The sequence below is a fragment of the uncultured Roseobacter sp. genome (assembly GCF_947499265.1).
GTDB lineage: Bacteria > Pseudomonadota > Alphaproteobacteria > Rhodobacterales > Rhodobacteraceae > Roseobacter.
Map to the genome: position 1 here is coordinate 281,962 of NZ_CANMNK010000003.1, position 24,206 is coordinate 306,167.

General features: G+C 59.8%; 18 protein-coding genes. 7 read left to right on the forward strand and 11 right to left on the reverse strand.

The window, feature by feature from the left end:
* Positions 1-250 precede the first annotated feature (250 nt).
* The gene (locus Q1A63_RS09465; RefSeq protein ID WP_298971002.1) at positions 251-2,671 is read left to right on the forward strand and encodes a methyl-accepting chemotaxis protein; all 2,421 of its coding nucleotides are present in this window, start codon (positions 251-253) and stop codon (positions 2,669-2,671) included.
* Between the two features lie 189 nt (positions 2,672-2,860).
* Here Q1A63_RS09465 and ugpC read toward each other — a convergent pair whose 3' ends face one another.
* Genes ugpC through ugpB form a run of 4 tightly spaced genes read right to left on the reverse strand, consistent with a single transcriptional unit; the run spans position 2,861 to position 6,957 of the window.
* Positions 2,861-3,871: a sn-glycerol-3-phosphate ABC transporter ATP-binding protein UgpC gene (ugpC, locus tag Q1A63_RS09470; RefSeq protein WP_298970999.1), complete on the reverse strand. Its 1,011-nt coding sequence runs from the start codon at positions 3,869-3,871 to the stop codon at positions 2,861-2,863.
* Positions 3,872-3,873: 2 nt separating this feature from the next.
* Positions 3,874-4,710 carry a sn-glycerol-3-phosphate ABC transporter permease UgpE gene (gene ugpE, locus Q1A63_RS09475; protein WP_298971596.1) on the reverse strand — a complete coding sequence of 279 codons (837 nt, stop codon included), beginning with the start codon at positions 4,708-4,710 and terminating at the stop codon, positions 3,874-3,876.
* Positions 4,711-4,727: 17 nt separating this feature from the next.
* Positions 4,728-5,609 carry a sn-glycerol-3-phosphate ABC transporter permease UgpA gene (gene ugpA, locus Q1A63_RS09480; protein ID WP_298970998.1) on the reverse strand — a complete coding sequence of 294 codons (882 nt, stop codon included), beginning with the start codon at positions 5,607-5,609 and terminating at the stop codon, positions 4,728-4,730.
* Between the two features lie 43 nt (positions 5,610-5,652).
* Complete coding sequence (ugpB, locus tag Q1A63_RS09485; RefSeq protein ID WP_298971595.1) at positions 5,653-6,957, reverse strand: sn-glycerol-3-phosphate ABC transporter substrate-binding protein UgpB; 1,305 nt, start codon at positions 6,955-6,957, stop codon at positions 5,653-5,655.
* 267 nt (positions 6,958-7,224) lie between these two features.
* On the opposite strand from ugpB, the gene Q1A63_RS09490 reads away from it, so the two are divergent.
* Together Q1A63_RS09490 and Q1A63_RS09495 are read left to right on the forward strand one after the other, a co-directional pair.
* Positions 7,225-8,475: an efflux RND transporter periplasmic adaptor subunit gene (locus Q1A63_RS09490; RefSeq protein WP_298970996.1), complete on the forward strand. Its 1,251-nt coding sequence runs from the start codon at positions 7,225-7,227 to the stop codon at positions 8,473-8,475.
* Between the two features lie 3 nt (positions 8,476-8,478).
* Entirely contained in the window at positions 8,479-11,544 is a 3,066-nt protein-coding gene (locus Q1A63_RS09495) for an efflux RND transporter permease subunit (protein ID WP_299631340.1), read from the forward strand.
* Here the strand turns inward: Q1A63_RS09495 and Q1A63_RS09500 are convergent.
* Entirely contained in the window at positions 11,541-12,944 is a 1,404-nt protein-coding gene (locus Q1A63_RS09500) for a helix-turn-helix transcriptional regulator (protein ID WP_299631342.1), read from the reverse strand. The two genes, Q1A63_RS09495 and Q1A63_RS09500, sit on opposite strands and share 4 nt — an antisense overlap.
* Before the next feature lie 137 nt (positions 12,945-13,081).
* On the opposite strand from Q1A63_RS09500, the gene Q1A63_RS09505 reads away from it, so the two are divergent.
* The 4 genes from Q1A63_RS09505 to sucD are packed head-to-tail and all read left to right on the forward strand — an operon-like array spanning position 13,082 to position 17,352.
* A complete protein-coding gene (locus Q1A63_RS09505; RefSeq protein WP_299631344.1) occupies positions 13,082-14,284 on the forward strand; it encodes an aminotransferase class V-fold PLP-dependent enzyme in 1,203 nt (400 codons plus the stop codon).
* Positions 14,285-14,308: 24 nt separating this feature from the next.
* A complete protein-coding gene (locus Q1A63_RS09510) occupies positions 14,309-15,250 on the forward strand; it encodes a CoA ester lyase (RefSeq protein WP_299405242.1) in 942 nt (313 codons plus the stop codon).
* Between the two features lie 17 nt (positions 15,251-15,267).
* Complete coding sequence (locus Q1A63_RS09515; protein ID WP_299631346.1) at positions 15,268-16,443, forward strand: malate--CoA ligase subunit beta; 1,176 nt, start codon at positions 15,268-15,270, stop codon at positions 16,441-16,443.
* A gap of 12 nt (positions 16,444-16,455) precedes the next feature.
* The gene (sucD, locus tag Q1A63_RS09520; protein ID WP_298970983.1) at positions 16,456-17,352 is read left to right on the forward strand and encodes a succinate--CoA ligase subunit alpha; all 897 of its coding nucleotides are present in this window, start codon (positions 16,456-16,458) and stop codon (positions 17,350-17,352) included.
* Between the two features lie 54 nt (positions 17,353-17,406).
* Here sucD and Q1A63_RS09525 read toward each other — a convergent pair whose 3' ends face one another.
* Genes Q1A63_RS09525 through Q1A63_RS09550 form a run of 6 tightly spaced genes read right to left on the reverse strand, consistent with a single transcriptional unit; the run spans position 17,407 to position 24,137 of the window.
* Positions 17,407-18,738 carry an FAD-binding oxidoreductase gene (locus Q1A63_RS09525; protein WP_299631348.1) on the reverse strand — a complete coding sequence of 444 codons (1,332 nt, stop codon included), beginning with the start codon at positions 18,736-18,738 and terminating at the stop codon, positions 17,407-17,409.
* A 7-nt stretch (positions 18,739-18,745) separates the two neighbouring features.
* A complete protein-coding gene (locus Q1A63_RS09530) occupies positions 18,746-20,296 on the reverse strand; it encodes a trimethylamine methyltransferase family protein (protein WP_298970980.1) in 1,551 nt (516 codons plus the stop codon).
* Positions 20,293-21,051, reverse strand: coding sequence for an NAD(P)-binding domain-containing protein (locus Q1A63_RS09535; RefSeq protein ID WP_298970979.1), 759 nt, complete (start codon positions 21,049-21,051; stop codon positions 20,293-20,295). The genes Q1A63_RS09530 and Q1A63_RS09535 overlap by 4 nt, the downstream gene beginning before the upstream one ends.
* Positions 21,048-22,538, reverse strand: coding sequence for an aldehyde dehydrogenase (locus Q1A63_RS09540; RefSeq protein ID WP_299631351.1), 1,491 nt, complete (start codon positions 22,536-22,538; stop codon positions 21,048-21,050). The genes Q1A63_RS09535 and Q1A63_RS09540 overlap by 4 nt, the downstream gene beginning before the upstream one ends.
* Positions 22,538-23,443, reverse strand: a complete 906-nt coding sequence (locus Q1A63_RS09545; RefSeq protein ID WP_298970972.1) for a dihydrodipicolinate synthase family protein — start codon at positions 23,441-23,443, stop codon at positions 22,538-22,540. Before Q1A63_RS09545 ends, Q1A63_RS09540 begins: the two co-directional genes overlap by 1 nt.
* The gene (locus Q1A63_RS09550) at positions 23,433-24,137 is read right to left on the reverse strand and encodes a GntR family transcriptional regulator (RefSeq protein ID WP_298970970.1); all 705 of its coding nucleotides are present in this window, start codon (positions 24,135-24,137) and stop codon (positions 23,433-23,435) included. The genes Q1A63_RS09545 and Q1A63_RS09550 overlap by 11 nt, the downstream gene beginning before the upstream one ends.
* Positions 24,138-24,206 lie beyond the last annotated feature (69 nt).

Consider the following 24,206-nt stretch of genomic DNA (forward strand, 5'->3'; position numbering starts at 1 on the left):
CCGGTCAGGTCTAAGGGGGAATGATGTTGAAATATCGCAGGTCACCCTTTGAAGTCAGCACAAAGATATGCGCGGTTCAAGGCCAAAGCCTGCATTGGTCCTGAACGCCGCGAATGTCGAACTTTTGCCCCCTATCATAGGGTTACCAAAACACCGCAAGAAAACGCGGTTACGACCCCTGCGGCTAAACACATAATTAGTGTATTCGATTGTATTCCGATCTCCAAAGGCACTCATGCAGGAGATCTCAATGCTACTCGAATCGCTTCAAAAGACCTCTCTCCAACGACTGTCCCGCCTGATTGTCATCGCGCTGACGTCCATGGGCCTGATTCTGACCGCCTGTGCCATCGTGATCGTAGCCCTTCTGGCAGAATCCGAGCGGGATGCGGGCGTGTTGTCGCATTCCGCGGACCCTGTGGGCATCGAATTGGGCGAGATTGTCACGTCCCTCGGGTATGGCGGTCTCATTCATTCGTTCAAGAACTATGTTCTGAGAGGTACGGAGCAGCATTACGAAGCGGTATTCGATGAAGCGCATTCGGCCAAAACATCCCTGGAACGGCTGGCCAGAACGAATTCTGAAAACAAGGTTCACGCCGAAAACATTGCCGACGTGGTCCGCCAATATGAAGCAAAAACAGAAGACGTCAAAGCCTTGCTCAAGGCTGGTGCGACATCTGAGGAAATTGATCGCGCGGTTAAAATTGACGACACACCAGCCCTCGCGGCTATTCAGAAAATCTCAGAGCACCAGCAGATCGCATTCGCCGAGGCGACAGGCCTCAAACCGGGGTCGGCAAATCAAAGCAAGTCCGGATTGCTCAACGACCTGCGCGCGGCGCTTGGATATGGTGGCATGGTCCATCAGTTCAAAAACTATGTTTTGCGCAAAGATGCCCCGCGGATTGAAAAAATTTCGAAGGCAATTGAACGCGCAGAAAAAGACATCGAAAACTACCGCAATCAATTGAACAGCGACATCGAAATCACTGCACTGAATGCGCTGTCCCAAACCATTTCGGAATACAAAAATGCGCTCGGTCAGGCGCAGGAGGCTGTCGCCAAAGGATTGACAGCCGCAGAGATCGACGCGCTTGTCAAAGTGTCCGACGGTCCCGCTCTGGAGGCCTTGGCAAAACTGGCCTCGAAAATCGACGTGGACCTCTATGAACAGACGCGTGATCTTGACGACGACATCAGATGGTCAAAACTGATCGGGGTCGCCATTGCGGTTGCCACCGCGACAATCTGCGCCACGATGGCCGTTGGCATTGGGTTTGTATTATACCGGTCAGCCGTTGGTCCGGCACAGGATCTCTCCGACCGCATATCCAGCCTCGCGGGCGGCGATACTTCGATTACATTTGATGATTTGGCCAGCAAAACAGAAATCGGGTCCATTGCAACGGCAGCCGGTTCGTTCCGCCAGTCTTTGATGAACAACATCGAATTGACACAGGCCGCTGAAAAAGCCGCCGAAGAACATCGCGCGATGGCGGAAGAACAAACCAGAATGCTGGCGGAACAAAAGGCCTTGCAAGAAGAACAGGCCCGCACCGCCGCAGAGACCGCCAAACGTCAGAAAGAGCAGGATGCGCTTCAGGAAAAGATTGGCATGGTTTCCCAAGCCGCTGGTAACGGCGATTTTTCCACCCGGGTTTCCATGGAGACAACCCATGAAGACCTGGCACTTGTTGGGCGTCATGTGGACGAATTGCTTGAATCCATCGAAACCGGTGTCGATGCAATCTTTGCAGTCATCGGCAAAATGCATGATGGTGACCTGAGCGCGCGCATGGAAGGCGAGTTCAAGGGCGCCTTCCTCGCGTTGCAGGATTCGTTCAACGCATCTCTAATGCAGATCGCCAAATTGGTGGATGCGGTTCTTGAGAACGCCAACGCCATCGATTTGGATACAAACTCGATTGCAGGTGCAACACAATCGCTTGCCAAGCGCACGGAATCACAAGCCATGTCGCTTCAGGAATCCTCCAGCGCGGTCACCGAATTGTCTGCATCCGTAAGGTCCGTCGCGACGCAGGCCGGTGAAGCCAGAGACCTCACCGGTCAAGCCATGCAGATTGCGCATCAATCCGGAGAAATCGTCAAAAAAGCGGTCGATTCCATGAAGTCCATTGTCCATGCGTCTCGGGAAATCTCCAAGGTTACCTCCCTGATCGATGATATCTCCTTTCAGACCAATTTGCTGGCTCTGAATGCAGGTGTCGAAGCTGCACGGGCTGGCGATAGCGGTCGGGGTTTCAGCGTGGTTGCCTCCGAGGTCCGGGCGCTGGCCCAGAGGGCCGCGACCGCAGCCAGTGAAATCAACGACTTGATCACGGCAAGCGAAGCTCAGGTGGTCAATGGCGCCGATCAGGTAGATCAAACCGGTCATGCAATTTCTCAGATTTCGGAGTTCATTGAAGGGCTGAATGACGCAATGAATACTGTAGCCGCGGCCACAACTGAGCAGACCGAAGCGCTTTCCCAAGTCAGCAAGACAATGAACCAGCTTGACGAAGTGACGCAGCAGAATGTCGCAATGTTTGAAGAGACGGCGGCATCAACCGCAGCGCTCAAGCTCAGAACAGATTCGTTGATGGATACGGGGAACCAATTTGTTACGTCAAATTCCATCGGGCGTGACCAGCAGACGGTTGCGGGATGACAAACGCCAACGCGTTTTCTGACCGCTGTCTTTGCGGCAACCGAAAGGGCGCGGGCGCAAGAAACCAAAGGACGCGGGCGGGCGCGGCGTGGTTTTTACTCAAAGCCTAGGGTTGAGCATGAGCGCCCGGCAGCGACGGTGTCAGCTATCGAGACTTCGTAGCGATACGGCCTAGCCCCCTAGGAGAAGCTAATCGCAGCGCCGACCCGATTCATCAAAAACCATCTCATCCAAATCGGACCAGCTGAGCCCGGCAGACGCCCCCTCCTGCGGCAAGTCATGCGTGGCTGGCTGCCGCACGGTGACGATGCTGCCATCCGGCAATTGCACATGCACCAGCGTTTCCGCGCCAAGCGCTTCGGTGTAAAGCACCGTGCCTGATACGCGCGGATTGATCGTGGCGATATTCATATGCTCCGGGCGTACCCCTAGCCTAACCGCGTTGGGCTTGTTGCTTTCAGCCAGATCCGTGGTCATGAAATTCGTCGGCGGCGAGCCAATGAACCCGGCCACGAATTCGGTTGCAGGGTTTGCATAGACATCCAATGGTGCGCCGATCTGGTCCGCGACACCGCCATTCATCACAATCATCCGATCGGCCAGCGTCATCGCCTCCACCTGATCATGCGTCACGTAAAGCGAGGTCACCCCCAACCGGCGCTGCAACTGCTTGATCTCCAGCCGCATTTGCACCCGCAGCTTGGCATCAAGGTTGGAGAGAGGCTCATCAAACAAAAACACCGACGGTTTGCGCACAATCGCGCGCCCCATGGCAACACGCTGGCGCTGACCACCCGACAACTCACGCGGACGACGCTTGAGATAAGGTTCCAGCTGCAACAATTTCGCTGCCGTCTCCACCCGTTGGGCAATTTCGGCCTTGCTGGTTCCTGCAATTTTCAGCCCGTAGGCCATATTGTCGAAGACGGACATATGCGGATAGAGCGCGTAGTTCTGGAACACCATCGCGATATCACGGTCCATCGGCTCCCGATCATTGACCCGCGCGCCGCCGATGCGCACTTCGCCCGAGGTCACGGTTTCAAGCCCGGCAACCATCCGCAGCAGTGTGGATTTACCGCAACCTGACGGGCCCACGATCACGATGAATTCGCCATCTTCAATATCGATATCAATACCGTGGATGACATCTGTCTTGCTGAAGGATTTCTTGACCTGGGAAAGGCTGACGGTCGCCATGGTTATTTCTCGCTATCAACAAGGCCGCGCACAAAGAGCCGCTGCATGGAAATCACGACAATCACGGGTGGGATCATCGCAAGAATGGAGGTGGCCATGATCACCGGCCAATCGGCGATGTCGTCGCCTGAGGGGAACATCTGCTTGATGCCCATGACGATGGTATTCATCGACGGATCCGTGGTGATCAGCAACGGCCAGAGATATTGATTCCAGCCATAGATGAACAGGATCACGAAAAGGGCCGCGATATTCGTGCGGCTCATGGGCAGCAGAATGTCCCAGAAAAACCGCATCGGTTTGGCACCGTCCACGCGGGCGGCCTCAGCCAGTTCATCCGGCACGGTCATGAAAAACTGGCGGAACAGAAACGTCGCCGTGGCAGAGGCAATCAGCGGAAAGATCAGACCGGAATAGCTATTGAGCATTCCGAAACCCGCCACCACTTCATAGGTTGGCACGATCCGGACTTCGACGGGCAGCATCAGAGTCAGAAAGATCAGCCAGAAGAAGGTCTTGCGCCCAGGAAACTTGAAATAGACAATTGCAAAGGCCGAGAGCAGCGAGATGATGATCTTGCCGATGGCAATCCCCATCGCCATGATCAGCGAATTCAACATCATCCAGGCAACCGGCGCATTGACCCCTGCAAAGAGCGCACGCGTATAATTGTCGAGGAATTTGTCGCCCGGCAGCAATGGCATCGGCGGGCGCACGATATCCTGCTGGTCCACGGTGGAGGCGACAAAGGCCAGCCAGATCGGGAAAAACACAAACAGCAGACCGATGATCAGACCCAGATGGGTGAAAACCAACCCAAGCCCGCGTTTTTCCACCATGCCTGTGCGCTCCGCCATCAGTAATGCACCCGTCGTTCGATGAATTTGAATTGCACGATGGTGAGCAGCCCGACAATCACCAGCAGCACCACGGATTGCGCCGCGGAAGAGCCAAGATCCTGTCCCACAAAACCGTCCGAATAGACTTTATAAACCAGAATAGTGGTCGATTGCTGCGGACCGCCCGCGGTGATCGTATGGATCACACCGAATGTTTCAAAGAAGGCGTAGACGATGTTCACCACCAGCAAAAAGAAGGTGGTCGGTGACAGCAAGGGAAAGACAATGGTGCGGAACCGTGTCCAGAAGCGCGCGCCGTCAATGGCCGCGGCCTCGATCACCGATTTCGGGATCGCCTGCAGCCCGGCGAGGAAAAAGAGAAAGTTATAGCTGATGCGCCCCCAGGCGGAGGCGATGACCACGAGGCCCATCGCCTCTTCGCCGTTCAGCACGTGGTTCCAGTCATACCCCAACAAGCCCAGATACCAGGTCACCACGCCCACACGGGTGTTGAACATGAAGAGCCAGAGCACACCCGCGACCGCCGGGGCCACGGCATAGGGCCAGATCAGCAGCGTGCGGTAGGTCCCTGACCCCTTGATCAGGCGGTCCGCGAGCACCGCGAGGTAAAGCGCGACGCCCATGGAAACGACGGTCACAAGGATCGAAAACACCGCAGTGGTAACAAAGGAGGCCCGATAGAATGGATCGCCGAACAGGAATTCAAAATTGCCCAGGCCCACGTATTGCATCGACAGGCCGAAAGGATCGGGAATGAACAGCGATTGCCAGATCGCCTGCCCCGCCGGGTAAAAGAAGAAAACGGCGGTAATGACGATCTGCGGCAGGACCAACAGAAGCGGCAACCAGATGCCTTTAAAGGTGACGCGCTTTTCCATTCAAGTAAGGCGCGCCCCGGTTATCGCGGGGCGCGCGCTGTTCTCAGCGGTTGGCTTGCTCAAAGCGACGCAGCAGCGCATTGCCGCGTTCTGCGGCACTGTCGAGCGCGGTTTGCGCATCCTTGTCACCGGACCAGACCGCTTCCAGCTCTTCGTCGATGATGCCGCGGATCTGGTCGAAGGACCCCAGGCGCAGGCCCTTGGAATTGTCGGTTGGTGCCTTGGCCGTCATCTGGATCACGGCCACGTCGGTGCCCGGATTGGCCTCATAGAAACCCTGCTCCCGGGTCAGTTTGGCGGCATCGTTCGTGATCGGCAGATAGCCGGTGTCCTGATGCCATTTGGCCTGGATCTCCGATGAGCTGAGGAAGTTCAGAAACGCCGCAACACCAGCGTATTCCTCATCCGTCTGGCCTTCCATGACCCAGAGCGATGCGCCCCCGATGATGGTGTTCTGCGGCTCCGCCTTCACCGCTTCCCAATAGGGCAAGGGGCGCACGTCGAACTCAAACTCGGCCTCGGACTTGATGCCCGCATAACCTGCGGAGCTTTCGGTAAAGAGCGCACATTCGCCTGCCCGGAAGTTTGCACCGCCTTCATTGCGGCGACCGGCATAGATGAATTTGCCGTCCTGCGCCCATTCTCCCATCGCGCTGATATGCGCCACCTGTGCCGGGCCGTTCAGCGCCAGTTCTGTGTCTACGCCGCCGAACCCATTGGCTTTGGTCGCAAATGGCGCATCATGATAGGCGGAGAAATTCTCCAGGTGAATCCAGCTTTGCCAGGCCGTTGTCAGCGGGCAGGAACTGCCAGCATCTTTCAACTGGGTCAGCACATCACCAACCTGTTCCCATGTCGACAAATCGACATCCGGGTCAATGCCGGCATCCGACAGCGCATCGCGGTTGACCCACAGAACCGGTGTCGAGGAGTTGAACGGCAGCGACAGCATCTTGCCATCGCTGGATGTGTAATATCCTTTGACCGAGCCGATATAGGCCTCGCCGTCAAAATCGGCGCCAGCATCCGCCATCACTTCATAGACGGGTTTCACAGCGCCCGAGGCCGCCATCATCGTGGCGGTGCCAACTTCGAAGACCATCAGGATGTCGGGCTGTTCACCCGCACGGAAAGCGGCGATACCAGCGTTCAGCGTCTCGGAATAGTTCCCTTTGTGCGTCGCGGTGACCACATAGTCCGATTGTGATGCATTGAAGGTGCTGACCTGTTCGGCCACCAACTCTCCCAGACGTCCGGTGAACGCATGCCAGAATTCGATTTCGGTTTGCGCCAGTGCTGGCCCTGCGAGCACAAGGGCGCATGTCGATGCTAAAAACGTGTGTTTCATGATTTTCTTGACCTCCTGAGTGTCGGACATTGCCTAAAAGCGGCAATCTTCATTTTTGTGACACTCAAACGATCATGACGGAAGATTTCAACCAAACATAGAAAAAAATCACCCTCGCCGTGATCGCGTTCTCCCGACCGGTCAGATCAACTGCGCGCGGCGGGCGTTGCGACGCAGAGATCGATCCGCGAAACTTTCCGTCGTTTACAATCAATGATTTTGCCTGCAACCCTGACACAAATTGAGACGAATCCGGAGACCACCAGCATGAAGATCAGTTTGGCAGCGTTGTTGGGGACTTGTATTTTCTGCGCAGCGACGAGCGCTTTGGCACAAACCGATGAGCCGCCCGTGCGCCCCGCCAAGGTGTTTACGGTGGTCACCCAATCCAGCAATGTCGAGCGCACCTATCCCGCGATCGTGCTGCCCTCCCGCGAGGTGCAATTGACGTTCCGCGTCAGTGGGCGCGTGATCGACCTGCCGGTCAGGGCCGCAATGACCGTGCAGGAAGGCGATGTGATTGCCCGGCTGGACCCTTCGGATTTCGAGACGAATGTCGCGCAACTGGAAAGCCAGCGCGATCAGGCAAACGCGGAGTTGCGCGCCTTGCGCGCCGGGGCACGGGCCGAGGAAATCGTTGCGCTGGAAGCAGCCGTCGAATCGGCGCAGGCGCAATTGGATCAGGCTCTGGATCAGGTCCAGCGGACCCGCGAACTCGCGGAGCGGGGTGTGGTGGCGACCGCCGCGCTTGAGCAAGACGAAGCCAGCCTGCGTGTCGCCGAAGCCAATTTGCAAACCCAGATCGAACAATTGGCCATCGGCCAGGCGGGCGGCCGACCCGAGGATATCGAGGCCTCCGAAGCCGCACTCCGAGGGCTGGAGGCTCAATTGCAAGTCGCGCGCAACAACCTGGACTACGCAACCCTGCGCGCGCCCTTCGAGGGGATCATCGCCCGACGGGACATCGACAATTTCATGAATGTGCAGGCGGGGCAAAACATCGTGCTGCTGCAGACCCTCTCAACGGTCCATGTGGCCTTTGATGTGCCGGGTCCGGACGTGACATCACTGTCGGCCAACGGTCAGGAAAACATCACCAACAAGGTCGTCTTTGACGCCCTGCCAAATCAGGAATTTGACGCCGAAGTCGTTGAATTCTCTGTGCAAGCGGACACCGCCACTCAAACCTACCGGGGCCGCGTGTCCGTCGAGGTGCCGCAGACCCCATTGATATTGCCGGGCATGGTGGGGCGGGTTTTTTCCACTGCGCCGGGGGAGCAAAAAAACCTGATGGTTCCGGTGACCGCGATTGCGGCGAATTCGAATGGTGCGCCGTTTGTCTGGCTGCTTGACGAGGACAACCGCGCGACCAAGCGGGAGGTGAGACTGGGCGATATGTCAGCGAATGCGGTGGCGGTTCTGGAAGGTCTCAGCGCTGGTGAGCGGATCATCTCCGCCGGGGTGGGAAAGGTCATTGAAGGGATGCAGGTGCGCCCGGTCACCCGGATCGGGGGCTAAGTCATGGATCTGGCCCGGTTCGCCATTGAAAAACGTCTGATTTCAGCCGTTGCCACCCTGCTCATTCTGATTGCCGGGTATTATTCCTACACCAAGCTGCCACGCTTTGAGGACCCCGAATTCATCATTCGGCAGGCGCAGATCATCACCCCCTACCCCGGTGCCAGCGCCGACGAGGTGGCCGAAGAGGTTACCGAGGTGATCGAGAATGCGCTGCAGCAGTTGCAGGGCGTGGATGAGGTGCGCTCGGTCTCCTCTCCGGGGCGCAGCACGGTGACCGTGGAATTCACCATCCAATCGACCAAAACCTACCCCACGCTCTATGAACGTTTTGCCCAGATGCGCGCCAAAATAGACGACGCACAGGCCGATCTGCCGCCCAATGCGCTCTCTAGTTTGGTTTTTGACGACTTTGGCGACGTCTACGCGGTCTATTTCGCAGTTGTCGGCGACGGCTATACGCTGACGGAATTGCATGAATACGCCAAGGATTTGCAGCGCGAACTGGTGACCGTCGAAGGTGTGTCAAAGGTGGTTCTGAACGGAGTGCAGGACGAGGTCATCTATGTTGAATACTCCCCCGCCCGTCTGATTGAGCTTGGTCTTGCGCCGCAGCAGATCAGCGACATCCTGGAAGGCCAGAACCTTGTGCTGCCCGCAGGTTCCTTGAAGGCCGGTCAGACCCGTCTGGAACTGCGCCCGGATGCCGCCATCAGCTCCACCGAAGCCATCGGCAATCTGCTGATCACCAACCCGCAGAACGGCGCGTCCTTCCGCCTGTCGGACATCGCCACCGTGACGCGCGGGTTGCAAGATCCGCCCACCGAATTGATTTACCGCGATGGCCAGCCCGCCATCGGGATCGGGATTTCCAATGAAATCGGCGGCAATGTGGTCAACATGGGCGAAGCCGCAAAACAACGTCTGGCGGAACTGATCTCCGAACGGCCCATTGGCATCGACGTCCTGCCGATCTCGGACCAATCGGACACGGTCAAGGTTTCGGTCAATGACTTCGTGATGAATGTCGTGGTGGCGCTGGTGATCGTGGTCGGCACCCTGCTCATCTTCATGGGCCTGCGCTCCGGGATTTTGATGGGAGGCATCCTGCTGGTGACGGTGGCGGGCACGCTCTTTGGCATGTTCCTTTACGGTCTCGACATGCAGCGGATTTCGCTGGGCGCCCTGATCATTGCGCTGGGGATGCTGGTCGACAATGCCATCGTGGTGGTCGAGGGCACGCTGGTGCGGGTGCAAAAGGGTGAAAACGCCGCAGAGGCCGCCCAGAAGATTGTCGCGCAAACGAAATGGCCGCTTTTGGGCGGCACCGTTGTCGGGTTTCTCGCCTTCTCACCGGTCGGATTTTCCCCGGACAACACCGGCGAATACGCAGGCAGCCTGTTTTGGACCATTGCCATCGCCCTGCTCTTTTCCTGGCTGGTGGCCATCTGGCTGACGCCCTATTTCTGCACCCTGCTGCTGAAACCGGGCAAGGCCGAGGAAAAGCCGGAGAACGGCCTGATGCGCGGCTATCGCGGTATTTTGGCCAAGGCGATCCGCCTGCGCTATGCCACCATTGCCGTTGTTGTGGCACTTTTCGCGTCCGCCATCGCCAGCTTCAGCCTGGTGCCGCCGGGGTTCTTCCCCTCCTCGACACGCGCGCAATTCGTGATCGATTATTTCTTGCCGCAGGGCACGGATATCGCGCAAACCGAGGCGGATCTGCTGGAGATCGACGCTCATGTGCGCGGGCTGGAAAACGTCACCGGCACCAATATGGCCGTAGGCAGCGGGCATTTGCGGTTCATGCTGATCTACGAGAGCGAAGATCAGAACGCCGCCTACGGGCAAATCCTGGTGGATGTCGCGGATTTCCGACACATCGACGCGCTGCAAAGCGAGTTGCAGAGCTATATCGACGAGGCCTATCCCGAGGCCACGGCCAAGGTGTGGAAATTCGTGCTCGGGCCCGGCGGCGGCTCAAAGATCGAGGCGCAGTTTTCCGGCCCTGATCCGGTGGTGCTGCGCGATCTGGCCACCCAGGCCAAGGCGATCATGGCAGACAAGGGCGCGGTGGCCATCAAGGATGACTGGAAAGAACAGGTCCCGGTCATTCGCCCGGTCATCAACACCGAAAACGCGCGCCGTCTGGGCCTCACGCAAAGCGAGATTGCCTTTGCCCTCAACGCGCATCTCAGCGGCACAACTCTGGGGGTTTACCGGGATGGCGACGAGCTGCGCGACATCGTCATGCGGCCCTTTGAAAACAACCGAAACGACGCGGCAAACCTGCGAGACATCCACGTCTACAGCCAGGTCACCGGCGGATATATCCCCATTTCGCAAGTCGTGGACCGGTTCGATCTGGGATTTGAGGCTGGCAACCTGCGGCGGGTGGATCGCAAGCTGACCATCACCGCGCAGTCGGACAATGCACCCGGCGTGCTTTCGGGTGATTTGTTTGAAATCGTGCGCCCCGATATCGACGCCATCGACCTGCCCCCCGGCTATGCGCTGGAGTGGAAGGGGGAGTTTGGCAACTCGAAGGAAGCCAACGAGGGCCTTGCCTCAACCATGCCCTTGGGCTTTGGGGCGATGGTGCTGGTGGTGATCTTCCTCTTCAACGCGGTGCGCCAACCGCTGATCATCTGGCTGACCGTGCCGCTGGCCCTGATCGGGGTGTTCTGGGGTCTGGCGGCGACCAACACGCCGCTGGAATTCATGGCGATCCTCGGCATCCTGTCGCTGACCGGCATGCTGATCAAAAATGCCATCGTGCTGATCGACGAAACTGACAGTCAGATTGCGGATGGCAAGGCGCGCATGTCCGCAGTGGTGGACTCCGCCGTCAGCCGCGTGCGGCCTGTCTCGCTGGGCGTCGTCACAACCGTTTTGGGGGTGGTGCCCCTGCTGCTGGATCCCTTCTTCAAATCGCTCGCGGTGGTGATCATCTGCGGTCTGAGCTTTGCCACCATTCTGACGCTGATCATCGTACCCACGCTCTACGCGGTTTTCTTTCGGATCTCCGCTGAAGAGGTCGACCAGGCGCCAGAGACGGCCGGGGGTTAGCTGCTATAGCGCGTGGCGCCCCTGCGCTTTTCATCCACCGGATCAGACCGGACAACCGCGTGGTGCGCCCGCTGATCGCAATTCACCCGCGGACAGACCCGGCAGTTGATCCCGATGGGCGTCATGGTGGCCTCTGACAGGCTGTGCCCTTCGGCATACCCGATGGCCCCGACGTGTTCCGTGCTGCAGCCCACAGCAACGGCCAGACGGACATCCTGCGCAAACCGGGTGAAGCTGGGCCGATCCACCGTCCGGGCAAAGACAAAGAACTGGCTGCCGTCGGGCATTTCCACGAATTGCGGCACGATCCGACCGGGCGTGCGAAACGATGTGTGAATGTCCAGCCGTGGGCAGGCGCCGCCATATTCGGCCAGTTGGAAATCGGTCGCGTTAAAGCGTTTGGAGACATTCCCGGCCTTGTCGATCCGCAGGAAAAAGAAAGGCACGCCCTTGGCGCCCCGCCGCTGCAGGGTCGTGGCACGGTGACAGGCCTGCTCGAAACTCACGCCAAAACGCGTGGCCACATGGTCAAAATCGTATTTGCTCTCCAGTATTTCTGCCAGAAACGGCCCGTAGGGCATCAGCACGGCCGCCGCAAAATAATTGGCCAGTTCCACCCGGCAGCGCGCCCGCCCCATGGCATCCGTCAGCCCGGATTTGGTCAGCAGATCCTCCAACACCGCTTCCTGCTCAATCAGGCCGGAGACATGCACCAGCTGAAATACCCGGTTGGGATGGTCCATCGCTTCCGACAGCAGGACCTCGCGCGTCTCCTCATTATAGGCGCGCAACGTCCCCGGCATTTCAGAAACGGGGACAACCCGCACCCGCAGCCCCAGTTTGTCACGCAGCCGCGCCTTGAGTTCGGCATAGATGTCGTCCGTGGCAATCCGCTTGCCTGCCCAGAACGCATCCGCCGCCGTCTCCAGACTGTGAAAGTAGTTGCTATGCCGGCGAAAGAAGTTGTGCACTGTCGCCTCGGGCGCTTTCGGCAGGGTGGCCTGCGCGCTCTCATCGGCACTCGCGATGCTCATCAGCTGATCGGAGGCCGCCAGATAGGCCCGGTGCAGCCGCAAGAAACATGTCGCCAGATCCGGGCTGTGGGTCAGCGCCCCGCGCAATTGCGTCAGGTCCGGGCGCTCCGCCTCAAATAGCGGGTCCTGCAGCACGCCGCGCAAATCAGCCAGCTTGGCGGTATCGTCATCGTCGACCAGATCGCGCCAGTCGACCCCGTAGACTTCGAGCAACCGCAGCAAAACCGGCACCGAGACGCTGCGCTCGTTCTTTTCCAGCAGGTTCACATAGGACGTGCTGATCCCCAGCGCCTTGGCCATCTGCCCCTGCGTCTGGTTCTGATCCCCACGCAAGCGCCGCAATTTCGGTCCGATGAATGTTTTCATTTTTATCTATTACTGAAAATTTTACAAATTTACAATTCTTCGTATTTGTAAATTTTTGCATCCACAGCAGGACGCGGTTCCCTTTTACCTAGAAGGCCGCCTGCGGCATGGTCCCGTCAAATCAATGGAGGAAAGTGATGCGTACCGGACAGACCCACCTGTTTATTCCAGGCCCCACCAACGTGCCAGAGACTGTGCGTCAGGCGATGAATGTACCTATGCAGGACATGCGCGCGCCCGATTTCGGCGATGTGACGTTGAGCCTTTTTGCGGATCTCAAAAAGGTGTTCCGGACCAATGATGCAACGGTCATGATGTTCCCCGGCTCCGGCACCGCCGCCTGGGAAGCCGCCATCACCAACACCCTGAACCCCGGTGATCGCGTGCTGATGTCGCGCCACGGTCAATTCTCGACGCTCTGGGCGGAGATGGCGGAGCGGCTTGGACTGGACGTGCAGATCATCGATGTGCCCTGGGGCGCCGGCGCACCGGTGCGCGAGTTTGAACGCCAACTGGCCGCTGATACCAATGACGAGATAAAGGCGGTATTTGTCACGCACAACGAAACCGCCACCGGCGTGACATCGGATGTGGCTGGTGTGCGCCGGGCGCTGGACGAGAATTTCCACGACGCTTTGCTGTTTGTGGATGGTGTCTCCTCCATTGCCTCCATCGACTTCCGTATGGATGACTGGCGCGTCGATCTGGCGATCACCGGCAGCCAGAAGGGCCTGATGATGCCCGCGGGCCTGGGTATTCTGGCGGTCAGCGAAAAGGCGATGGAGATGTCCAAGACGTCCCAGATGCGCCGCGCCTATTTCGAATTCTCCGATATGGTGAACCTGAACAGCGGCGGCTATTTCCCCTACACGCCCCCAACGCAGCTCCTGCACGGGCTGCGCAAATCACTGGATCGCATCGAAGCAGAAGGCCTCGACAACGTGATCGCGCGCCACAACCGACTGGCAACAGCCGTGCGGCGGGGCGTGGAAGCCTGGGGGCTGGAACTGGTCGCAGAACATCCGTCGTTCTATTCCGACACGGTCTCCGCCATCCGCACCCCCGAAAACGTCGATGCGCGAGAGGTGATCCGCATCGCCTATGAGGACTTCAACACATCGCTGGGCAGCGGGCTTGCCCGCCTCACCGGGAAAGTCTTCCGCATCGGGCATATCGGCGATCTGAATGAGGGCATGTGCCTGACCGCGCTTTCCGTTGCCGAAATGGCCCTCGTCCGCGCGGGCGCACAGATCGAGTTCGGCTCCGGCGTTGCTGCGGCCCAGAACTGGTTTGCCACCGAAAACGCCCCGCACCAACAGCTTGCCGTCGCTGCTGAGTAACCGATTGCCAGAAGGAACACCCCCTTGTCTCACACTCTTTTCCCCCTGAACAAGCAACGGCTGCAACGCTCCGAACTAGCCGTCCCTGCTTCCAACACCACGATGATCGACAAGGCGGCGACCGGCGCTGCGGACTATGTCTTTCTCGATCTCGAGGACGCGGTGGCGCCACCGGAAAAGGAACAGGCCCGGCGCAACGCCATTCAGGCGCTCAACGACATCGACTGGGCGGCGAAGGGCAAAACCGTTTCTGTGCGGATCAACGGGCTCGACACCCATTACATGTACCGCGACGTGGTCGATGTGATGGAGCAGGCCGGTGACCGGGTGCATACGCTGTTGGTGCCAAAGGTCGGCGTCACCTCGGACCTCTATATGGTCGATGCCATGGTCAACCAGATCGAACAGGGCCGCGGGCTGAAGACACGCGTGGGCCTCGAGGCGCTGATCGAAACGGCGCTTGGCATGGCCAATGTCGAGGCGATTGCGCAGTTTGGCGGGCGGCTGGAGGCCCTGCATTTCGGCGTTGCGGATTATGCCGCATCCATGCGCGCCCGCACCACCAACATCGGCGGTTTGAACCCCGAATACCCCGGCGACCAATGGCACGCCTCGATCACACGCATGGTCATTGCCTGTCGCGCCTATGGGTTGCGGGCCATCGATGGGCCCTTTGGCGATTTCTCCGACCCTGATGGGTATCTGGACGGCGCGCGCCGGGCTGCGGCCCTGGGATGCGAGGGCAAATGGGCCATCCACCCCAGCCAGGTCGCGCTGGCAAACGAGGTGTTCAGCCCGCCGGAAACCGAAGTGACCAAGGCCGAGCGTATCATTGATGAACTCAGGAAAGCGGAGAACGAGGGCCGTGGTGCCGCCTCGCTGGATGGCAAGATGATCGATGCGGCATCGGAGAAAATGGCACGCAATATCATCGATGTCGCGAAGGCAATTGCTGAGAAAGTCTGACCCAGGAGGAAGACGAGATGGACATTCACGAACATCAAGCCAAGGAAATTCTTGCAGGATTTGGCGTGCCTGTGCCGCGCGGCGGGGTTGCCTACTCTCCTGAGCAGGCCGGATACCGCGCCCGCGAACTGGGCGGCGATGCCTGGGTCGTCAAGGCACAGATCCACTCCGGCGGACGCGGTGAAGCGGGCGGCGTGAAGCTCTGCAAAACCGAGGAAGAGGTGCGCGACTATTCCGCCACGCTTTTTGGCAAACAGTTGGTGACCAAGCAAACCGGGGATGCGGGCAAAGGGGTTTACCGCCTTTGGGTCGAAGAGGCTTCCGATATCGAACAAGAGCTCTATCTTGGTTTTGTGCTTGACCGGAAATCGGAACGGATCATGAACGTGGCGTCCGCCCATGGCGGGATGGAGATCGAGGATCTTGCCGAAGAGGACCCCGACAGCCTGCGCCGCATGATCGTGGATCCTGCCGTGGGTCTGGCAGAATTTCAGGCGCGTGAGCTTGCCTTCTCCCTCGGGCTCACCGGCGGGCAGGTCGCGCAGATGGTCAACGTGTTGCGCGCCTGTTACCGCGCGTACCGCGACCTTGATGCGATGATGGTGGAAATCAACCCGCTGGTCATTCGCGGCACCGGTGATCTTGTGGCGCTTGACGCCAAGATGAGTTTCGACACCAACGCGCTCTACCGGCGTCCGGAAATTGCCGCGCTGCGCGACCCCAGCCAAGAGGACCCGCGCGAGGCCACGGCGGCCAATAACGGTCTTGCCTATGTGGGGCTCGACGGGGATATCGGTTGCATCATCAACGGCGCCGGTCTGGCGATGGCGACGATGGACATGATCAAGCTGGCCGGGGGCGAGCCTGCAAATTTCCTTGACATCGGCGGCGGTGCCAGCCCCGAACGTGTGTGCAAAGCGTTCCGCACCGTGCTGTCCGATCCGAATGTCAGCGTGATCCTGGTGAACATCTTCGCGGGCATCAACCGCTGCGACTGGATCGCAAATGGCGTGGTGCAGGCCTATCGCGAGGTGGGTTTGACGCTGCCCGTGGTGGTCCGACTGGCAGGCACAAACGTCGCTGAGGGACAGGACATTCTGAAAGAATCGGGCCTGCCCCTGATCACCGCCGACACGCTGGCCGAAGCGGCGGAAGCCGCCGTCTCCATGCGCCGTCAACCGCAAGCCGCCTGAACGGAGGGTGCCATGGCTATTCTAATTGATGAAAAAACCCCCGTTGTCGTGCAGGGCATGTCGGGCCGTATTGGCCAGTTTCATGCCGCCGAGATGATCCAGACCGGTACCAATGTGGTGGCGGGTGTCACCCCCGGCAAAGGCGGCACGGAAGTTCTGGGACGACCCATTTTCGACACAGTGCGGGAAGCGGTTGCCGCCACCGGCGCCGAGGCCAGCCTGATGTTCGTGCCACCCCCCTTCGCGGCTGACGCGATGATGGAGGCCGCAGACGCTGGCATCCGAACCGCCGTTTGTGTGGCAGACGGTATTCCGGCGCAGGATATGATGCGGGTCAAAAGGTTTCTCCGGCGCTATCCCAAGAGCCGCAAAATGCGCCTGATCGGACCGAATTGCGCAGGCGTGATTTCACCGGGGCGCGGGTTCATGGGCATCATGCCGCCGCACATTTACACGCCGGGCCGCGTCGGGATCGTGGGGCGCTCCGGCACTCTGGGGTACGAAGCGGCGAGCCAGATGCAGGCCCTGGGCATCGGCGTGTCCACTTCCGTGGGCATTGGCGGCGATCCGATCAACGGGTCATCCTTCCGCGACATTCTGGAGCTTTTCGAAGCGGATCCGGAGACCGACGCGGTGATGATGATCGGCGAGATCGGTGGGCCGCAAGAGGCCGAAGCCGCCGCTTTCGTGCGTGATCACATGACCAAACCGGTCGTTGCCTATGTGGCCGGGTTGTCCGCCCCCAAAGGCCGACAGATGGGCCACGCAGGCGCAATCATTTCTGCCTTTGGCGAAAGCGCGCAGGAAAAGGTGGAGATGCTGAGCGCTGTTGGCATCACCGTGGCCCCCAACCCGTCGGCGATGGGTGCAACGATGGCGCAGGTTCTCGATACTAAAGAGGCCGCTTAACCCGAACGATGGGCGCCGCTCCGATCCCCGAGCGGCGCGCATATTCAGCTTAACTCAGAGTTCCTTGCCAGCGCGGGCTTCCCCCCACCGCAACCGAAGAGAGGCCCCGATCCGGGCCAGCGGTGTAGGTGGCAAACGCTTTGGCAGAGGTGCCGACATCGCGCGCCGCAACGCATCGGATGCCACGCCATTGGCGGCCTCCGCGGCCAGTACCCCGGCCAATGTCCCCTTCGCAGTGCCCAGACCATTCTGGCAACAGGCCGACCAGAGGCCCGGCTCCAATTCACCGATTACCTGCACATTGTTCAGGCTCAGGCAAAGCCGCCCGCCCCAACGATAGGCCATTCTGACCCCACCCAGCATGGGAAACCGCGCGACAAAGGCGCGGTCGTGGTCACGGCCCACCTGTTCAATGCGCCTGTCGTCGACCTCCATCGATGGATCGAAGGTGAACCGGTTGCGGATCACGATCCGGTCCCCGCCGGTGCCCGAAATCCGCCGCACCGTCGTCCCCAACGGATCCGCAGGTGTCAGGCCCCACTCAGGCGCGCCGCCCAATCTGGTGCATTCCTCTGCGCTCAGCGCCTCGGTCATTGAGGCGTAGGTGAAGACGTGCATCAGGCGGCCCGTCATTTGACCAAAGCTCTCCAGATGACCGTTCACCGCGAGGATGACATTTGACGCCGTGACCTTACCTTTGGGCGTCTCCGCGACCCAATCGCCTCTGCGCTTTAGAGATGTCACCGGGCTCATTTCGTGCAATGTCACCCGGTTGGAACGCAAACCATCTGCGACTGACTGCACATAAAGCGCAGGCTGGATCATTGCCGTGCCGGGCGTGAAAAGCCCCCCTTGGTAATAGGAAGACCCGGTCAGCCCCTGCATGTGCTCAGCATCCAACAGTTCATGATCTTCGCCCAGGGCCGTCAGGTGCCTGGCATAGTCGCTGTTGTGAGTTTGCCCCTTCGTCGTGGCGGCGGCATTGATTTTACCGCTGCGTGAAAAGGCTTCTTTTGGCAAATCAAAATCTGCCGCCATCTCAGCAGCGAATTCAATGGCCCGCCTGTTGTCCGCGGTTTGCGCCGCATCTGCGCTCAGGGTCCCGCCGTAGTTTTCAGACGCAAGGTCATGGGGCAGATCAATCATGAAACCGGAATTTCGCCCCGCAGGCCCCTCGCCCACACGCGCCGCCTCCAGGATCACAACACGATCCCCCGGACAAAGCTGCGACAACCGTCGCGCGGCCGAGAGCCCGGCAAAGCCTGCGCCGATGACCAACCAATCCGCCGTTGTTGTTTCCTCAAGCGGTGTCGGGAGGGGCGCATCCGGCAGCAGGCAATGCCACCCCGCAGGACCGGGATCGCGTGGCAGGCGGGTGACCTTCATGCGCGCCTCAATACGTCTGGTTCAGCGCATCGGCTGCCGGGATCTCGCGTTCCCGCCGCGCAATGTAGTCGCGCAGCGCCTCGTCGGTGGCCACATCCAGTTTGGGCTCCTCGTAGCTCTGCAACAGCGCGCGGGCGCGGATCAGGGCGCGTTCGGTGATTTCAAAGCTGCCCTCGGCCTGCCATTGTTCAATCGAATTGTTGTCGAACATCTCGGGCATGAAAAAAGCGCGCTGGAAATTTTCCAGCGTATGCGGATGCCCCAGATAGTGACCGCCCGGACCGACATCGCCCACCGCCTTCAGGGCTGCATCGAAGTCATCCCAGTTGATCCCCTGCGCCATGCGGTAGCCCATCGCGCACATCTCCGCGTCGACCACGAATTTGGCCATGGAGCAATGCATCCCTGCCTCGTTCCAACCCGCCGAATGCCAGATGTAATTCGCACCGGCCATCAGCACCGCATTCAACGTCATCGCACTCTCATACCCCGCCTGTGCGTCAAAGGTTTTAGCACCGCCCAGAGTGTTGGATGTCCGCCAAGGCACGCCATAAAACCGCGCCATCTGGCCGATCATGAAATTCATCAGGCTGATCTCGGGCGTGCCCGCCATCGGTGCACCGGATTTCATGCTGACCGTGCTGAGGTAGTGCCCATAGATCGCTGGCGCGCCCTTGCGGATCACCTGCGTGTAGGCCAGCGCGCTGAGCGCCTCGGCGTTCAGTTGCGCGACGGTGGGAGCGACTGAGGCGGGCGTGTTCGCCCCGCCCAGCACGAAAGGCGAGCAGAGCACCGGTTGATTGCGCCTGCAAAAGGCCCGCATCGCGCCCAGCATGGTTTCATCCCAGACCAGCGGCGAATTGCCGTTGCAATTGCCCGTCACCACCGGGTGGCTGTCGATGAAATCCGCGCCAAAGAGGATTGCCGCCATCTCGATCACATCCTCGGCGTTCTTCGGGCTCGTGGTCATGCCCATGAAGGTCTTGTCGGAGTGCTTCATTGACGAGTAGGTGATCCGCAGATGCCGCTGGCTGATCGGATGATCATAGGGTTCCACGATATGATGCGCCGAGGAATGAATGGCGGGCAGCATATGGCTGAGTTTGTGAAAATTCGCCAGATCATCGAGCGTGGGATTGCGCCGCACATCGTCGAGATCGCGCAGATAAGGTGCCCCCGTCATCGGCACGAAGATCGAGTGATCCTTGCCAAACGGCAGGGTATTGGCCGGGTTACGTGCGTGGTAGGTGAATGTCTCGGGGATCGTGGCAATCAGCTCCCGCACTAGTCCACGGTCCAGATGCACGGTTTCCCCGCGCACATCCGCCCCTGCCCGTTTCCAATCGGCGAGCGCGATTGCGTCGCGAAAGACCACGCCGACGTTTTCCAGAATATCCATGGAGGCGGCGTCGATACGCGCCACCTGATCCGCATCCATCGGCTCGGTCAGCGGCAATCGCCGCTTGAGCGCAGGCAGCATGGTGACATCCCGCGTCTGGCGCAGCGCTTTGCGCGCGCCACGGCCCCTGCGGGCGGTGCCAACGGCCTCCACGCTCATGATTTTCCCTCCAGCCGCTCGCCGATGGCCGCCATCGCATTGCGCAACGCCACATGTGCGCCGCCGCCGCGCAACGCGCGCGTCATCTGAATGCTGATGGTGCCCTCCGTCGCCAGCCCGTCGCGCTCATTTGCGAGCGCGCCCGCCTCCTTTGTCATCGCGGTCAGATATCCCGCGATCAGCTGCGCCGCGTAAAAATCCGCCTGTGCGGCATCGCCCGTCTGATCGGTCAGCCATTCCGCGCCCGTGGCCATGAGATCCAGAATGCCGGGCAGCATCGCGCAGACCGCAAAATGCATGTTCAATGCGCGCTCATCCGCCACGGCGAACACAGGGTTCTCAGGCGCAAAAAATGTGCGCAGCAGGTGATCATCAGGCCAGACCGGCAAGGGGCACCCGCCCTGCTCCAGATACCCCAGTGGGATCGTCACCGAAATGTCATCAGCGGGCGCGCAAAGGGATGTTAGCCGCGCATGTGAGACACCCGCCATGACCGACACGATCTGCTGATCGGCGCGAAAGGCCAGCGGCGCCAGCACCTCCTCGGCAATCTGAGGGCGCACCGACAGGAACACGACGTCACTTGCATCAATCACCGCCTGATTTACCGAAACGGTCACACCGTGCGACCGTGCCAAGGCCGCAGCCACCCCGGCATTGCGCTCCGACACCGTGACCTGATGGCCTTTGCCAACCAGAAAACGCACCATGGGTGCCGCGATATGACCTGTGCCGATAAATCCGATGCGGCTCATCCGATGTTGTCTCCCTCAGCAGGATCGGTGAGATCAATCCAGATGGTTTTCAGCTCGGTGTATTGGTCGTGGGCGTGCAGCCCATTGTCCCGCCCCCCGAAACCGGAGTGTTTGTAGCCCCCAAAGGGCGTCGCGATGTCGCCTTCGCCGTAGCAATTCACCGTCACGGTCCCGGCGCGGATGTCGCGCGCCGCCCGAATGGCCTGGCGCGTATTTGCGGTGAAGACGCAAGCCGCCAGCCCATAGTCTGTATCATTGGCCACGGCGATGGCCTCTTCGGTGGAGGCCACTTCAATCACACTCAGAATAGGGCCAAAAATCTCTTCGCGCGCCTTGGCATCCGCCTTGGCGACCTCATAGATCGTGGGCGCTACGAAAGGCCCATCCGCCGTGCCGCCCGCCAGCGCCTTGCCGGTGAGATAGGCACCAACCTTGGCGCAATGATCTGCATCGATGAGCGCGCCCAGATGGTTGGCCGGATCAAGCGGATCACCGGTTTTCCACTCCCGCAAACGCGCAAGCATGCGCTCCAGCAAAGGTGCTTTGACATCCCGGTGCACGATCAGGCGCGACGCGGCAGAGCAGTTTTCACCCATGTTCCAAAAGGCGGCGTTGACCACATGCGCCGCCACATGGTCAAGATTTTCGGCATCCGCCAACACCACGGCCGGGTTCTTGCCACCACATTCAAGCACCACCTTCTTCAGGTTGCTGTCGGCGGCATAGTGCAGGAACCGACGGCCCGTTTCGGTGGATCCGGTAAAGCTCACCATATCCACATCCATATGACGCCCCAGCGGCTCGCCAACCGATGGCCCATCCCCCGGCAGCACCTGCAGGACACCCCGTGGCACGCCAGCCATATGCGCCAGTTCCGCGACGCGCAGCGCCGTCATGGAGGTTTGCTCCGCCGGCTTCACGATCACGGAACAGCCCGCCGCCAGCGCCGGACCGATCTTCCACGCCAGCATCAGCAAGGGGAAGTTCCACGGCAGAATCGCGGCGACAACCCCCACCGGTTCGCGCACGATCACCGACATCGCATCCTCCCACGCGGGCGTCGTCTGGTCATAGATCTTATCCGCCGTTTCCGCATGCCATTTGATGCAGTGGATGGTCTCGGGGATGTCGATCTCTTCGCAATCACGGATGGGTTTGCCGGACTCCAGGCTTTCCAGAACGGCCAGTTCGCGTTTGCGCCGCGTGATGTATTTGCACAGCTTGATCAGCACATCCTTGCGGGCCGCGGGGTGCATCCGCGCCCAATGCCCCTGTTCAAATGCCTCGCGCGCCTTGGTGACCGCCAGATCCACATCCTGAGATGCAGCCGTGGAAATCTTTGCAATCTCCGCGCCGGTCGCCGGGTTCAACGTGGCCATCATCGGCCCCGCGCCCTTGCGAAACTTCCCGTCGATGAAAGGCGCGCTCGGAAAATCCAGATCACCGGCAATCGCCGCATATTCTGCATGTGTCAGCAGGTCCGTCATCACAGGGCTCCCGGTATGGCGGCGATGGTGGTATTCATCGTGCGAATGACCTCCTCCAACGCGCGCTTGTCGTCTTTATTCAAGGGCTGCAGGGGTTTGCGCGGGGGTCCTGCATCAATACCGCGCAGAGTCACGCCGTGTTTGATGCACTGAATGAACTTGCCGCCCTGCTCCAGCACCCGCATTAAGGGCAGCATCGCGGACATGATGGCGCGCCCGCGCGTGAAATCCCCATCGATGGCACAGGCCCGGTAGAGCGCGATATGCGCTTCGGGCGCAAAATTTGACCCCGCACAGACCCAGGAGCGCGCGCCCCAGGCAAAAAATTCCAGCGCCTGATCGTCCATGCCGCAGCTCAGCGCAATATGTGGATAATCCCGTGCCAGCATGTGCAGGCGGTTCGGGTCGCCGGAGCTTTCCTTTATCGCACAGAAGTTCAGGCTGCGGCCCAGACGGTCGAGGCACTCCTCGTCCATATTCACGCTCATCCGCCCCGGGTAATTGTAAAGCATCACCGGCAGGTTGGCGGCGCGGTCCACCGCCAGCGCATGCAGGGCAATTTCGCGCCCCGTTGGGTAGGCATAGGGTGGCGTCGCAATCAGCAGCGCATCCGCGCCCACCTCTTTTGCCGCCTGCGCGAACAGAATGCTGTCTTCGGTGCGAATGGCACCGGTGCCCACAATCATCGGCACGCGGTCACCGATAAGGGACCTGCACCGCCGCATCATATCGATGCGTTCCTCCGTCGATTGCGCGTAATATTCGCCCGTGGTGCCCGCCACGATGATGCCGTGCACACCTGCCGCAACCAAATGATCCACGGTTTCAGCCAGCGCCGCCTCATTCAACGTGAAATCGGTGTAATACGGCGTGATCAGAGGCGTGTAGATCCCTTCAAATTGCATTTCGGCGATCCTTGAGCGACACAACGTCGACGGGCAGCGGATCGGGGCGCACATAGCGCTCCATCCGGTCGCGCGACAAATCCCAATGCTGCAGCGACAGATCGATCGCCAGCGCGCTCTCATGCGCTTCGATGGCCGTGATCAGCGCGTCATGCTGGTCGCTGGCCTTTACGATCCGCTGCTTTTCATCCGCATTCGATGGGCGGTAGAACCGCTGGCTCAGACGTGTGTGATCGATGAGCAGACGGTCCAGCGATGCCACCAGATAGGGGTTATGCGCCATCTCGCCGACCACCGCGTGAAAGCGATGATTGGCAAGGGCCGCCGCTTGTGCATCCTGTGCACCCGTGGCTTTGACAAAAGCCAGCTGCGCATCCTTCAGCGCATCAAGCTGCGGTGCCGTGCGCGCCTCCGCCGCCAGGCTGGCGATATTGGCATAGACCATCGGGGCGGTCTGGAAAAAGGTGCGCATGGTGCCAATGTCCATCGAGGCCACCTTGGCGCCGCGGTTTTCAGCCGTGGTGATATAGCCCGCCCCCGCCAGCCGGTGCAGCACCTCGCGCATCGGTGTGCGCGATATCTCATAATGTTCAGCCAGCGAGGTTTCATCCAGATCGCTGCCGGGCGACAGATCCGTGGAAAGGATCCGCAACTTCAGATCATCGAGACACTGATCCTTGGTAATTCTGGCCATCTGCGATCCTTTGCTTACATAATGTATACTTCTTGTATACAAATCTGAGTCGGTCAAGCGTAAATCGAA

Coding starts and splice junctions, on each gene's coding strand:
- Q1A63_RS09465 (WP_298971002.1), top strand. CDS start 251: ATGCTACTCGAATCGCTTCAAAAGACCTCTCTCCAACGACTGTCCCGC.
- ugpC (WP_298970999.1), bottom strand. CDS start 3,871: ATGGCGACCGTCAGCCTTTCCCAGGTCAAGAAATCCTTCAGCAAGACA.
- ugpE (WP_298971596.1), bottom strand. CDS start 4,710: ATGGTGGAAAAACGCGGGCTTGGGTTGGTTTTCACCCATCTGGGTCTG.
- ugpA (WP_298970998.1), bottom strand. CDS start 5,609: ATGGAAAAGCGCGTCACCTTTAAAGGCATCTGGTTGCCGCTTCTGTTG.
- ugpB (WP_298971595.1), bottom strand. CDS start 6,957: ATGAAACACACGTTTTTAGCATCGACATGCGCCCTTGTGCTCGCAGGG.
- Q1A63_RS09490 (WP_298970996.1), top strand. CDS start 7,225: ATGAAGATCAGTTTGGCAGCGTTGTTGGGGACTTGTATTTTCTGCGCA.
- Q1A63_RS09495 (WP_299631340.1), top strand. CDS start 8,479: ATGGATCTGGCCCGGTTCGCCATTGAAAAACGTCTGATTTCAGCCGTT.
- Q1A63_RS09500 (WP_299631342.1), bottom strand. CDS start 12,944: ATGAAAACATTCATCGGACCGAAATTGCGGCGCTTGCGTGGGGATCAG.
- Q1A63_RS09505 (WP_299631344.1), top strand. CDS start 13,082: ATGCGTACCGGACAGACCCACCTGTTTATTCCAGGCCCCACCAACGTG.
- Q1A63_RS09515 (WP_299631346.1), top strand. CDS start 15,268: ATGGACATTCACGAACATCAAGCCAAGGAAATTCTTGCAGGATTTGGC.
- sucD (WP_298970983.1), top strand. CDS start 16,456: ATGGCTATTCTAATTGATGAAAAAACCCCCGTTGTCGTGCAGGGCATG.
- Q1A63_RS09525 (WP_299631348.1), bottom strand. CDS start 18,738: ATGAAGGTCACCCGCCTGCCACGCGATCCCGGTCCTGCGGGGTGGCAT.
- Q1A63_RS09530 (WP_298970980.1), bottom strand. CDS start 20,296: ATGAGCGTGGAGGCCGTTGGCACCGCCCGCAGGGGCCGTGGCGCGCGC.
- Q1A63_RS09535 (WP_298970979.1), bottom strand. CDS start 21,051: ATGAGCCGCATCGGATTTATCGGCACAGGTCATATCGCGGCACCCATG.
- Q1A63_RS09540 (WP_299631351.1), bottom strand. CDS start 22,538: ATGACGGACCTGCTGACACATGCAGAATATGCGGCGATTGCCGGTGAT.
- Q1A63_RS09545 (WP_298970972.1), bottom strand. CDS start 23,443: ATGCAATTTGAAGGGATCTACACGCCTCTGATCACGCCGTATTACACC.
- Q1A63_RS09550 (WP_298970970.1), bottom strand. CDS start 24,137: ATGGCCAGAATTACCAAGGATCAGTGTCTCGATGATCTGAAGTTGCGG.